The following is a 12,862-nucleotide window of genomic DNA, read 5'->3' on the forward strand; positions in this document are numbered from 1 at the left end:
AAAGGTGCCCAAAAGGCACCTTTTTTTATGCTTCGGATTTTTAGATTAATTTGTGAAGCAATCCAATGCCATGAGTAACCCTGCTGAAATCCTTCAAAGTCATCAATTAAGAATTACCGATTGTCGAATCGAAATTATTCAGGAATTTCTGGAGAAAAATGTCGCGCTATCCCATTCGGATCTGGAGGAAAACCTCAAAGATCATTTTGACCGGGTAACAATCTACCGAACCCTGAAAACATTTTTGGAAAAGGACCTGATCCACAAGGTTCTTGACGATGGAGGAGCAACCAAATACGCCCTTTGCGCCCACGGGGAAGAAAAACATGACCATACCCATGAGCATGTACATTTCAAATGTGAGGTATGCGGAGAAACCACTTGCCTGGAAGATATTCTTCTCCCTCAGGTGAAGCTGCCCAAAGGCTTTGAAAAAAAGGAAATGAGCTTATTGGTACAGGGTGTTTGTGAAAAATGCCATCAATAATCTACAGGCTCTGGAGATTTTGACCTTTTGGGTGCATCCTTGGGCCAAATCACTCCCGGAGGCAGGTCAATCTTTGGTGGAGTAAAGTTTTCTACTCCCCCATCTCCATCATCCCCTCTTCGATTTCCTCTTCTTAGGGAATTTTTGGTCATGGTGGCCACAAAATAAATCAGAATGACGTAGGCCACGCCACACAGAAAAAGATCGATCACGAGACTGTTCATGGCTGATAATTTCCTATAAGTTAAATGAATACCCCTATTAAATCAATGGTTTAGCGGTTTTGTTTACTTTCATTCTCCCATTTATGATTGCACTCAACTTGCTTAATCCCAACTATAGGTGGATATTTGCGGACTCAAATTCCTGACTCATGATTATCAAAACCAAAAAATACCAACTGGAAACCGGGACTTACATCAAGATGGGTCTTATTTCAATCCTCAAAGAGCAGTGGTGGGTCATTCTCATTGCCTTGGCTATCTGCTGCGGATATTTCTGGATTCCCTCCATTTGGTGGATTATTGGAGCATTGATCGCCTACGTACTTTATGTGCTTTTTTGGGCAATCCAGTTTACCGGAGTTACCCAGATGGAGCAAAACAAACCCATTTTTCAAAAGATGGGCTATGAGATTGACAGCAGACAGATTTTAATGAAAATCAATGCCCGCGAAGGGATGCCCGTACAATGGAACATGATCAAAAAGGCAGAAATGACCAAAGACGCATTTGTTCTTTACTTATCCAAAGCCCAATTCATCCATCTTCCTTACCGGATTTTCAATACGGACAATGAGAAGAAATTCCTCGAGACTATTCTGAAAAGAAAAGATCTGATCAAATAATCTAATTAGCAGCTACTCCATCACTTAAGATTATATGCTCTAAGAAAAAGTGATTGAAGCAAAATAGGTCTCAGGAAAGAAAAGCACCAATAAACACCAAAAAAAACGGCTCTCATGGTTTATGAGAGCCGTTTTCATTTTCATGGATTCAATTACATGGAGGGAAGGATCACTGTGTCGATCACATGAACTACTCCGTTGCTCGCCTCAATATCGGCAGCGGTCACTGTAGCATTATTGACCATAGCTTTTCCGTCTTTCAGGGTAATTGTGATTTCCTGACCTTGAACTGTGGAAGCTTTCATTCCATTTTTTAGGTCTGAAGACATGACCTTTCCAGGTACGACGTGGTAAGTCAATACAGCCACCAATTGAGCTTTGTTTTCTGGCTTCAGCAGGTTCTCAACTGTGCCGGCAGGAAGTTTTGCAAAGGCTTCATTGGTAGGAGCAAAAACTGTAAAAGGGCCATCTCCTTTTAATACCTCTACAAGATCACCCGCCTTGACGGCTGCAACCAAAGTAGAAAGGAATTCGGTAGAAACTGCCAAATCCACAATATCGGCATCCACCTCATGTACATTTGAACTTTTTGGAGTGAAGGAAGAGGAGATGATCATTCCCATCACCATCAGAATTGAAAATAATTTTTTCATAGGTAGTTATAAATTTTGGTTAGTGGGATTGGAACAGCCTGTTTTACAGGAATGTTTAAAAAATTCAGTTTCTGCTTGGTCTGGAGATCACACCTCAAATACCAACTCATAAATTTTCGGATATTTGCCGCATGCAAATTCGACTTTTGGCAATAGGGAAAACTGATCATCCTGCTATCCAGAGACTTCAAGAGGAGTATAGTGCCCGTCTGGGACATTACCTAAGATTTGAAATGGAGGTAATTCCAGATTTAAAAAACACAAAATCCCTGACTGAGGCTACCCAAAAGGAAAAGGAAGGAGAACAGATTCTTAAGAAAATCCAGAACTCGGATGAGCTGATTCTTTTGGATGAAAGAGGAAAAACCTTCTCTTCCATTGAATTCTCAGACTTTTTGCAGAAAAAAATGAATTCCGGATTGCGGCAGTTAATTTTTGTAATTGGAGGCCCATATGGCTTTTCTGAGGCCGTTTATGCCCGGTCTAATGGAAAAATTTCCCTTTCCAAAATGACATTTTCACATCAAATGATCCGCCCATTTTTCGTGGAGCAACTCTACCGGGCAATGACCATTCTCCGAAACGAACCTTACCATCACGAGTAAAACTCAGATTAAGCCAATGTTAATTAACTGCCAAATTATTTTTTCCAATGTTACCAAATTGTTAACTTTACCTAACGTGAGTAACATTGACTTCACTTTAAATGAAAAAAGTTTTCGCATTGGCCTTCATTCTGATCGGATTTGCACTGAGTGCAAAGTCCCAGGATATCGTGTCCGGTGACGAAAAACTGACTTTTGAATCTGAAGTTGAAAAGACGCTCTGGCAAAAGGGGCAAGAAGATGTATTCCAGCTTTTCCTAGCAGTAGAGGCTTCAGAAAGCACTTCTTCCAGCAATTGGGAGAAATTAGTGATTGAATTGGATGAATTGGCTTCCAAAAATCAGGACGAGCTCAAGCTTTTGAGACAGATTTTTCAGAAAACTCATCAGAGAATTCTCAAAAAGTATGAGATTCATTCCAGCTTCTCTGCCACATTGAATTCAGGAAAGTACGATTGTGTGAGTGGCTCCGCGGCTTTGGCGATACTTTTGGACCGCTATAGAATTGAGTATGACATAATCGAAACTGATTATCATGTCTTTCTTGTTGCCAAAATCGACGGGAAAGAAATAATATTAGAAAGCACCCTGCCAGTGGGTGGGATGATCACTTCCCCTTCAGAGGTTGCGAATTACCTCAAGTCTTACACCGCTGCCAACGAGGCTCCTTTAAGAGAGTTCAACCAAAGATTGGCAGGCCCTCAGGTAGATTACAAAGACAACTCTATCTTCCGAAAAGTTAACTTAAGAGAATTGGCCGGTCTCCAATATTACAACCACGCCATTGTGCAGTTTAATTCACAAGCCTTTGGCAAGGCTGTGCACCAACTTTCCAAAGCGTATTTGCTGTACCCTTCGGAGCGGATTGAAGGACTCAGAGAACTAAGCATAGATCTCGCCTTCAAAACCTACGGCTACAAGCCAAGCCGATAAAAAAAGGCCTCCCCAGCTGGGGAGGCCGCTTTTTTTAGATCAAATCACCCCGATCTATCCAAAAAAAGCACTTAAAAAATAGCCTAACCACCCGAAACCCTGTCCGGGTGATCCGGCTTATTGTAAGTTTACTTTAAACTTTCCGTTGGTAACAGTCACTGAACTAGAGGTATTGTTTACTTTGCCCACAAATTCAAAAGTGCCTTCCAGCCTTTTGCCGTCGTCAGAGCTGACGACTATTTTTCCCGAAGTACCCTGGTAGGAAGTAGAATATTGTTGGCCCATAGAAGTCCCAGCGATATAAGTAGCTGTATTGGCAATGTTGGTAAAGCCCAGATCGTAGGTTCCCGTGCCATTGTAGGTAGAAAGCCGGAGCATAAACCCTTTCCCAGAATTATCTGTCCCCTGAAGCACCACCACGTTGGTACTCCCTGCCGTCACTTTGGTCCCCGAGATCGTATCAAAATCCTTGGAGGCCGAGACGGTACCCACACCTCCAACTTCAGCAACGAACTCCTCGGCACCACCGGAGACATCCTGCCCATCCTCACTGGTACAGGCCATAAATGCAATAAAAAAGCTCAGCAGTGCGGCTTTTTGTAAAATTTCAATCCACTTTTTCATAGTCGTAAAAGGTTAGGTTAATAATCATTGTATGAATCAAAAGTATCCCTCATTCCCATCCGGCCCTATACGACAAATGCCCTATTCTAAAAGAACAGGGCATTTGAGAAAATGGAATTTTCAAAACCTTAGTGGTGATGATGTCCATCTGGACCATGCGCATGTCCGTGTTCGATTTCCACAGGCTCGGCCTCTCGAACAGCAACAACTTTCCCTTCAAAAAACAGATCAAAGCCTGCTAAAGGAGGATTAAAATCCATATGAACTCCCCGATAATCTACTTTGAGAATTTCTCCGCGCATCTGATTCCCTTTATCATCCTGCATCGGAATGACATTTCCCACCCGAAGTAAGTCTTTGTTCTTCTTGCCGTCTTCTTTAAAATTAGCCTTTGGGATAATTACTTTCTTGTTTTCATCATAATCGCCGTAGCCATTTTCAAAATCTATAAAAACTGAAAAAGCTTCCCCAGCTTCCTTGCCTAGAATGGCCTCCTCAAATTTTGGAAGAACATTTTGATGTCCAAAAAGGAAATAAAAAGGAGATGCTTCACTGACTGTTTCAAAAAGCTCCTGGCCAGACTCCCCATCATCTACTTTGAGTGTGTAGGATACAGCCACTACTTTATTATTCTCTGCTTTCATGTTTAATTCATTATGCGTTATAAGGCTCCAAAGATCTGCTTTTTTTTAATTTAGACTCCCGAAGAAATCCAAAAAGGAACGCATAGGCCCTTCCTTTCCGTTCCATGTCTCGATTTATTATTACAGTATTTTTAGAATCAATGTCACATCCTCCAAAAGTTATCGGATTTGTTCCGGCTTATAATGCTGAAAATTTTATCCTCAATACGCTTGAACATTTAGCCGCACAAACCTATTCCAATTTTGAAATCATCATAGCAGATGATGCCTCCACAGACCGAACTTCGGAACTATGCGAGGCTTTTTGTGAAAAAGATTCCAGATTTACCTTAATCAAAAACCCACAAAACCTAGGATGGCATACTAATACAGAGAGCCTTTGGCTGGAATCTGCCAAACGGGGCAAATACTGCTTTGTCAACCCACATGACGACATTCCCTACCCTAATTTCATTTCGGATTTGGTGGCTCTCATGGAAGCAAACCCAAACCTTTCTCTGGCTATTCCGGGAATGGAAAACGAATACTGGAACTCAACCATAAATTCGTTTTATACCGATGCCTCCGACATCGAAGATCCTGTGGAAAGATGCTTTAGAGTTGCTAAAAAAGACGCTGAGTTCTGGTGGGCTGCCTACCATGCCTTGCATCGAAGTGATTTGATTCCAAAAGTCTTCCCTCTCCCAAAACTAGCATTTGGAGAAAGGGAATTTTCAATGGATTTAATTTTGCTCCTAAAAATGGGCTTTTATGGACCATTTGCTACCTCGGACAAAATACTCTTCAAAAAAATCTATAGTAAAAACTCTGTCTCCATTCAATGGAAACACAATTCCAAAAACAAAGCTGCACTCTGGATCAGAATACTTAAGGAAATTGAATCAAGCCCGCTTTCCCCCTCCGAAAGGAAAGAATTAAGAAAAAGACTATGGACTTTACTAGGCTCCAGAGCCAAAAAAAGGGTGATCGAATTATTTAAATAAGTAGGTTAGGCCCAATTGACCCACAAAGTTGTTTCGGTCATACCCCGGAACGAAGTATTGATTGGGATCATTTTCCAAATACCATTTATAGTTCAGGGTATTGACGTATTGGATTTTTCCGGCTACTAGGATATTGCCAAACTTCCACTCCGGAGTAAGAGAAAAGACGATATCCACATATTTATTTCTGAAGTCTTTGGAAGCCTCATAGCGGTAATAGTAGAAATCATTGTTGTACTCTATCCTTTCGACCTGAAAACCTATTTTTTTCAACCCTTCCACCCATGCTGCTCCGACAAAGATCTGATTGGAGGCAGGACCATTTCCAATTCCCAAAACCTGCCCTTGATGCGTATATCCATGGCGCACATGGTCATGAATGTACCAAGTCCGAAGCTGACGGATGTCTTCCCTGATGGTTTGCCCTGAAAGAGTCATCTCAGAACTTATTTCTATAAACCTGTCTGGGTTTTTGGTACCCAAAAGGTGAGCAAATCCAAACGTAAACGCCCGTCCAGACTCTGGTGTAATCATAAAATCAGATAATCTTCGGTCATTGTCCCGGGTGCCATATTCACCATAGAACTCAAACCTTCCTTCAGGACTCAGCCATCTAAAAAAGCCCGAACTAAACTGCTGCCTTTTATCCTGAATGGGATCATAGACATTTGGAGCTTTTTTTCTTCCATTAAATACCGGAATGAGGTCACTCAATCCAGAAATATCAGCTTTATAGACATGATTTACCGAACCATAACCCAGGAAAAGCCCCGGAACCCACTTGGGCTGATAGGTCAATACCAATCCTGACAAATGGCGGTCCCCATCTTCAGCCTTAGGGTAATAGACAGAATTTCCTTGAATTGCATAGTCTGGGAAAGGAGGAAGAAAAGTGGTACTTCTCAAGAACCCGGAAATCAACTGGCCCTCGAAGGATCCAATAGAGCTTTTGACTGGTCTTCGGGTATTGACGGTGAAGTGCAAAAATCCCGGAGCATTATTACCTAAAAGCAGAGAATTTCTTCTTCCCGGTCCCCACCAGAGGTTTTCTGTGGATACACCAATCGAGACGGCATCGAGGTTAAAACGAAAGCTGGATTGTCCCAGGTAAAACCTGTTGAATGGCCCATCCCCAAATCTCTCCGGCATATCGATCCGATTCATGTACTCATAGTAAAAGAGAATCGTAGCCTGGTGCTCTATCGGAAAACCGAGGTAATCTTTGTTTTGCGCCAAAAGTATCTCCGGCTGAAACTGGAGACTGAACTTCCCATATTCTACAAATGCTCCCGGGCTGATTATTTGCTGAATCCCGCGATTGGGAATCATCGCTCCATCATTTACTCCGAAAGCATAATTGGAATTGTATTGCATCTTATACACCCCCGGGAGAGTCAGGAATTTTCCTTTTCCCTCTTTGCCAAATCTCCAGTGGATAGATGAGTTGTCAAAATCTACGGTGGAGCTATCCAGATCAAATCCATTTTCCAATCCCATCACTTCTGTGGGATAAACAGGTCGAATCATCATGGAGCTGACAGAATCCACTTTTCCCAGCAGCTGAAGCCTTCTGAGATAATCATCCAAAACGGGCGTACCAACCGGAATTACCTGAGCCTTGGCAGGAGAAAGCACCAAGCCCAAAAGGGCACAAAAAAGCAAGCGAAAAATCACTGTTTTACCTCTCATTTCCTGTTCGTTTGAATGGCTTCCACTTTAATACTTGCAATAGACCAAGATTCATCACAAATCGGGTCAGGAGAATTTTCCTGAATCAGCTCAGCCCCCATATATATTTTGATATCCGGATTCGAGTGCTCAATCAGCTTTTCCACTTGATATCGGGTCGTATAATTGGCAAAAGCCCCAAAAATACAAAGCCCTGGAAGGTTGGTCTGAATGGCTCCTGTTTTAGGACGGTTGACTCTAAAAAATTCATTTGGGTAGGATTGGTACAGGCAATAAGTTGATTCGCAAGGTGAATTTGAAAAGGTAGTTCGGAACAGCTCAGTCCGATCATACCCAAGATACCAGAAGTCCGGACCAGAAATCCCATCATCAGGATTTCCATCCCAGCTGTCATGAATCAGAATTTCGGCGGTGATTTTCACAAAATTATGGGCGGGCAAATCTTTTACATTGACCGAAACTTCCTCATTATGATAGTAACCGGCAATGGTATCGTTCCTCCAAATGAAAAGCTTCCCATTCTCAAAGCCTTCCAAATTCAAGTTGGAAAAATTATTGAAATAAACGATCTGCTGATTTTCTACCGTTTCCACACAAGATCCCAACGTCAAAAGCAGCCCAAATACCGTGAATAAATACGGTAATCTCAGCCTTGGTAATAATTTCATTTGTAGCAGTTTTGCAAAAATTTAAGCCCTACAAAGAAACAAAAATCAGGCTAAATAGAGGCTAAGATTCTCCCAGAAAAGCCAATCTTCCCTTAAGGATTCCCTATTTTTACCCCGAAATAAAATTTACCTATGGCAATTTTTACTGTAGTCGCCGGTGCGAGACCTAATTTCATGAAAATCGCGCCGATCATTCACGCATTTCAAAAAAAGCAAAGGGAAGGAGTGGAGGTTAAATTCAGACTCATCCATACCGGTCAACATTACGACAAAAAAATGTCGGGTGACTTTTTTGAGCAACTCAACATTCCGGAACCAGATGCCAATCTCGGCGGAGGAGGTGGAACCCAAGCTGAACAAACCGCTGCCATCATGGTAGCCTTTGAAAAGGAACTGATGGAAAACCGCCCCGATCTAGTAATCGTCGTCGGAGACGTGACTAGTACTTTGGCTTGCTCCATTGCCGCCAAAAAACTGGGCATTGATGTGGCGCATGTGGAAGGTGGAATCCGGTCGGGTGACCTGAGCATGCCCGAAGAAATCAACAGAATGGTGACTGACTCCATTACAGATCATTTTTTCACCACTTCTGAAATTGCCAATACCAACCTGAGAAAAGCCGGAGTGCCTGAGGAAAAGATCCATTTCGTGGGAAACACGATGATTGATACCCTATTGGCACAAATGCCAAATTTCAAAAAGCCGGAAGGCGAAATATTTGACGGCCTTGAAGCCGGAAATTATTTTGTGATGACCATGCACAGACCTGCCAATGTGGATCAGGAAAAGTCTCTCAAAGATATGATTGATGCAATCCTTTCCGGAACAGGCGGGCTCCCGATTGTATTTCCCGTTCATCCCCGAACTGCCAAGAATCTGCAATCACTAGGCATTAATGCTCCCAACCTTTTGCTCTGCGAACCTTTAGGTTATTTGGAATTCAATTACTTGGTGAAAAATGCCAAAGGAGTGATAACCGACTCTGGAGGAGTAACGGAAGAAACCTCCGTGATGAATGTGCCTTGCATTACCCTTCGTGACAATACCGAGAGGCCTGAGACTATTACCCTCGGAACCAATGAATTAGTCGGTACTAATCCCCAAAATCTTCCTCCTTACCTGGAAAAAATCATGTCCGGAAATTGGAAAAAGTATCAGGAAATTCCACTTTGGGACGGAAAGACCGCACAAAGAATAGTGGATATCTTAATCACGCATTATTCATGAAATCCTCCTACCGAATATCAGAATTAATCGAACTATTGAACCTTCAGGAGCATCCTGAAGGGGGATTCTATTCGGAAACTTATAGAGCCAAGGAAAGTACCACACTGTCTTATGGAGAAAGAAGCCTGGCAACTTCCATTTATTTCCTCCTTAGGTCGGAAGATGTTTCCCGATTTCATCGGATTAAAAGTGATGAACTCTGGTTTTGGCATGAAGGAAGCCCTCTATCTGTGCATATTTTGACCCACGAAGGTCATAAGCTTTTGAAGCTGGGGCCGGTCAATAAGGAAGATTGCCGACCTTTTCATCTTGTGCCCAAAAACACCATTTTTGGAAGTACTGTTGATGACCCGAATAGTTATGCCTTAGTTTCCTGTGTTGTCTCTCCAGGATTTGACTTTGAGGATTTTGAGCTTTTCACGAGGAAAGATCTTATTGATCAGTATCCCGGTCATTCCGAAATAATACAAAAACTTACCTGACCAATCCCCCAAAAACAAAAAGAGCCTGCTGAAATCAGCAGGCTCTTTCGTTTACTAGACATTGTGGTATTAGAAGGCAAAGGATGCTCCAAAGTTAACTTTCACGCCTGGTGCCAAGCTGGAGAAAATCTGATCTTGGGCTCCAAATGAAGTGAAGACAAATTCTTTTCTGTCGTTTAGCATATTTTGTACACCGAAGTTCAATCGGATTCTTTCGTCAGCTCCGAAAGTCTTGTTCACATTCAGATTCAAGGCATGGAAAGGTACAGAATACGTGTCAGTTCTGTTACCGAATCCTACATAGTTCAAGGTAGCACCCTGAACATTATAGAAAATCCCTGCTTCCCAACCGTTGCTGAAGTTATTGTAAGCAAAACCTGTGTTGATCAAGTAAGGAGCCTGACCAGCCATGTCTCGGGTTCTTCCGATCTCCTGACCTTCACGGGCAGTCAATTGTCTGGACTTCAGTTCTGACTCAGACATTGCAATCTGGGATTTAGTCACGGTCACATTGGTGGTCCAAAGGATATTTTCCAAAGATGGAGCGATGAATTTCAAAGATTTTCTGAATTCTACTTCCACACCGGCTACTGTACCGTTACCTACGTTTCTTGGCTGGAAAGATCCTGGGTCAGCAAGGAATTGAACGATTTCGATAGGCTTTTCGAAGGTCTTGTAGAAAGCACTGAAAGACACCATTTCTGATCTGTTTTGGAATACTTCCCATCTCAAGTCAAAGTTGTTGATTCGGGTAGAAACCAAGTTACCATCCCAAAGCACATCCTGCCCACCATTGGTAGTCTCTCTATACATCCCGCCGATAAAAGTTCTACCGGTGATTGGGTCCAAAATTTCGGCATAAGAAAGCTCCTTGAAAGAAGGTCTTGCAATAGTTCTGGAAGCAGAGAATCTCAGGTTTTGGTTTTCCTTAAGACCGTAAACAAGGTTAAGAGTCGGGAAGAAGTCCAAATCGTCCAGCATCTCCACCAAGTCATAGTTGATGGTACCGGTCTGGTTGGTTCCAGTATAATATTGGTTGAATTGCTCTACTCGAAGACCAAGGATGGCTTTTAGGTTTTTGGCTGGATTGGACTCGAAAGAGGTATATCCTGCGAAATTGGTCACATAGCCTTGGTACTGATTTGGATTGATTGGAATGAAATCAGGATTGTATCTTACCCCGTTTCTGTTCTCAGCAGAAAACAAGTTCTCTTGGTTCAGAATAGTGTTAGGATTTCCGTCAAGAACTGTATTTCCGGTCACAAACTGGAAGCTTTGAATTTCGAAGTCTCTGTATTTAAAGGTATAAGCTCCACCAAATCTCAATTTGGAATCACGTCCGAAAGACTTCATGTTTCGGGTCAAATCCACCTTACCATTCACGTTGTATTCTTCCAAAAATCTCCAGATTCTTACCGGAAGACCTACCTCAGTAGAAATGGTGTTAGTTGGCTGTCTGAATCTGGTAAATCTTACATCTGGATCCTCGATCACAGATCTTGTCGGAGCCAATCTCCAGTTGACTTCCCAGTTGGTCCCGTCAAAGAAATGGCTACCTGCCAAAAGGATGCTGGAAAGCGTTCTTTGGCTGTATTCTAGGTTATACTGCTTGGCTTCAAAGTTTGCTCCCAAGTTGGTATTCACGAAGTCAAAAGTTCCGGCTTTAGACTCACCGTTTTGAAGGTGGATGAAGTTTAGCTTGTATTTGGAAGCGTTGGTTTTCAAAGCAATTCCTGCCAATCCACCAAGCAATACGTTGTTTACCCCATAGTTACCGGTTTGTCTTTCTAAAGCATCCAATTCAAACTCAGAGCTCTCAATTGGCTTTGCAAACAGATTATACTGTGCGTTTTGGTAGAACTCTGTCTCATTTTTGTATGTAAAGGCAGCATTGTATCCCCAGGTTACTTTTGGTCTTGCGATTTGATTTCCGAAAGAAATTCCAAATCCAAAGTCCATTGGAGAAGTCTTGGTGCTAGCTCCGAGAGTTTTGTTGAATCCACCCAAGATTGACTGATATTCCTGGCCTTTGGCACCATTGGGATTGCCCACTACCTCACCGTACTGAGGAACATTGGTGCTTCCTCCTGTAGGGATAGCTCGGGCACCATTGTCAAAACCTAAAAAGTCGGTCTTGCTACCTTCGTAAGTCAGGTAATTGGAATTGAAGTGCATGGATGGATTTACGCCGCCAGATACACTTACTCTGAATGTTTTTTCCTCAGGGAAGTCTTTGGTTTCGATGTCAACCACCCCGCCAGTAAAGTCGGCAGGAAGCTCCGCAGTAAATGATTTTGCCACCACAATGTTGTCAATCACATTGGTTGGGAAAATATCCATTTGGATGGTGTTTCGATCTGGATCCAATCCAGGAACGTCCATTCCGTTCAAAACCGTCTTGGTATATCGGTCACCCAATCCTCGAACGTAAACATATTTTCCACCTTCAACAGAGACACCGGTCACTCGCTTTACCGCAGAAGCTGCGTCACCATCACCGATTTGGCGGAAGGTGCTCGCTGTTATCCCGTCCAAAACGTTTGGTGCATTTCTTTTGACAGACATCATAGCTGATTCTGTAGTTCGGATGGCAGAAGCTGCAATGGTTACAGTTTCCAGCTCAGAGGCCTCTTCCTTCATCAGGATATCAGAGATGACAGCCACTTTTCCATCTTCCACCACTACGCTGGTCAATTCCACAGTAGAATAGGAGATGTAGGAAATCTGAAGGGTATAAGTACCGGGAGCTACTTTGATGTCAAATTTTCCATCGAAATCTGTAACAGCACCGGTGGAAGTTTCTCTCACCAATACGGAAACACCAAATAATGGCTCTCCGGTAGATTCTTCGTAAATGGTTCCTCTAATCGTTCCGGTCTGCGCATAAGCAAAACCGGTAATCATCTGAAATAGAACAATCAGTGCGAAGGCGGCTGATCGGGCAATCTTAGATTTTGGAGTGATATTTTTCATACAGCGATTAAGTTTCAAAGCAAGGGGGAGGAAAGACACAGGCCTTGC

At 42.7% G+C, this 12,862-nt stretch carries 14 protein-coding genes; 7 read left to right on the top strand and 7 right to left on the bottom strand.

What is annotated here, in order from left to right:
- The first annotated feature begins 70 nt into the window (after nt 1-70).
- On the top strand, nt 71-487 hold the full coding sequence (locus G458_RS0103335; protein ID WP_026950655.1) for a Fur family transcriptional regulator: 417 nt from the start codon (nt 71-73) through the stop codon (nt 485-487).
- Here G458_RS0103335 and G458_RS0103340 read toward each other — a convergent pair.
- Complete coding sequence (locus G458_RS0103340) at nt 481-711, bottom strand: hypothetical protein (RefSeq protein WP_026950656.1); 231 nt, start codon at nt 709-711, stop codon at nt 481-483. The two genes, G458_RS0103335 and G458_RS0103340, sit on opposite strands and share 7 nt — an antisense overlap.
- 149 nt (nt 712-860) lie before the next feature.
- On the opposite strand from G458_RS0103340, the gene G458_RS0103345 reads away from it, so the two are divergent.
- Nucleotides 861-1,334 carry a YcxB family protein gene (locus G458_RS0103345; protein ID WP_026950657.1) on the top strand — a complete coding sequence of 158 codons (474 nt, stop codon included), beginning with the start codon at nt 861-863 and terminating at the stop codon, nt 1,332-1,334.
- A gap of 152 nt (nt 1,335-1,486) precedes the next feature.
- Here G458_RS0103345 and G458_RS0103350 read toward each other — a convergent pair whose 3' ends face one another.
- Entirely contained in the window at nt 1,487-1,951 is a 465-nt protein-coding gene (locus tag G458_RS0103350) for a fasciclin domain-containing protein (protein ID WP_407636945.1), read from the bottom strand.
- Nucleotides 1,952-2,118: 167 nt separating this feature from the next.
- On the opposite strand from G458_RS0103350, the gene rlmH reads away from it, so the two are divergent.
- Together rlmH and G458_RS20105 are read left to right on the top strand one after the other, a co-directional pair.
- Entirely contained in the window at nt 2,119-2,592 is a 474-nt protein-coding gene (gene rlmH, locus G458_RS0103360; protein ID WP_026950659.1) for a 23S rRNA (pseudouridine(1915)-N(3))-methyltransferase RlmH, read from the top strand.
- 101 nt (nt 2,593-2,693) lie between these two features.
- Nucleotides 2,694-3,524, top strand: coding sequence for a hypothetical protein (locus tag G458_RS20105; RefSeq protein WP_051286999.1), 831 nt, complete (start codon nt 2,694-2,696; stop codon nt 3,522-3,524).
- Between the two features lie 117 nt (nt 3,525-3,641).
- Here the strand turns inward: G458_RS20105 and G458_RS0103370 are convergent, their stop codons facing one another.
- On the bottom strand, nt 3,642-4,148 hold the full coding sequence (locus G458_RS0103370) for a DUF6252 family protein (RefSeq protein WP_026950660.1): 507 nt from the start codon (nt 4,146-4,148) through the stop codon (nt 3,642-3,644).
- Nucleotides 4,149-4,276: 128 nt separating this feature from the next.
- Complete coding sequence (locus G458_RS0103375) at nt 4,277-4,792, bottom strand: FKBP-type peptidyl-prolyl cis-trans isomerase (protein ID WP_026950661.1); 516 nt, start codon at nt 4,790-4,792, stop codon at nt 4,277-4,279.
- Between the two features lie 140 nt (nt 4,793-4,932).
- Between G458_RS0103375 and G458_RS21310 the strand changes: the two genes are divergently transcribed.
- Complete coding sequence (locus tag G458_RS21310) at nt 4,933-5,775, top strand: glycosyltransferase family 2 protein (RefSeq protein ID WP_169719249.1); 843 nt, start codon at nt 4,933-4,935, stop codon at nt 5,773-5,775.
- On the opposite strand, the gene G458_RS0103390 is transcribed toward G458_RS21310, so the two are convergent.
- Both G458_RS0103390 and G458_RS0103395 read right to left on the bottom strand, forming a co-directional pair.
- Nucleotides 5,764-7,464, bottom strand: coding sequence for a capsule assembly Wzi family protein (locus G458_RS0103390; protein ID WP_026950663.1), 1,701 nt, complete (start codon nt 7,462-7,464; stop codon nt 5,764-5,766). The genes G458_RS21310 and G458_RS0103390 overlap by 12 nt on opposite strands.
- Nucleotides 7,461-8,132 carry a hypothetical protein gene (locus G458_RS0103395; RefSeq protein WP_035467685.1) on the bottom strand — a complete coding sequence of 224 codons (672 nt, stop codon included), beginning with the start codon at nt 8,130-8,132 and terminating at the stop codon, nt 7,461-7,463. Before G458_RS0103395 ends, G458_RS0103390 begins: the two co-directional genes overlap by 4 nt.
- 132 nt (nt 8,133-8,264) lie before the next feature.
- Here G458_RS0103395 and wecB point away from each other — a divergent pair, with 132 nt between their 5' ends.
- Nucleotides 8,265-9,359 (top strand): non-hydrolyzing UDP-N-acetylglucosamine 2-epimerase, encoded by a 1,095-nt coding sequence (gene wecB / locus G458_RS0103400; protein ID WP_026950665.1) that lies wholly within the window; start codon nt 8,265-8,267, stop codon nt 9,357-9,359.
- Nucleotides 9,356-9,841, top strand: coding sequence for a cupin domain-containing protein (locus G458_RS0103405; protein WP_035467686.1), 486 nt, complete (start codon nt 9,356-9,358; stop codon nt 9,839-9,841). Before wecB ends, G458_RS0103405 begins: the two co-directional genes overlap by 4 nt.
- Before the next feature lie 69 nt (nt 9,842-9,910).
- Here G458_RS0103405 and G458_RS0103410 read toward each other — a convergent pair whose 3' ends face one another.
- Nucleotides 9,911-12,814 (bottom strand): TonB-dependent receptor, encoded by a 2,904-nt coding sequence (locus tag G458_RS0103410; RefSeq protein WP_157359683.1) that lies wholly within the window; start codon nt 12,812-12,814, stop codon nt 9,911-9,913.
- Nucleotides 12,815-12,862 lie beyond the last annotated feature (48 nt).

It is taken from the genome of Algoriphagus mannitolivorans DSM 15301, assembly GCF_000429425.1.
GTDB lineage: Bacteria > Bacteroidota > Bacteroidia > Cytophagales > Cyclobacteriaceae > Algoriphagus > Algoriphagus mannitolivorans.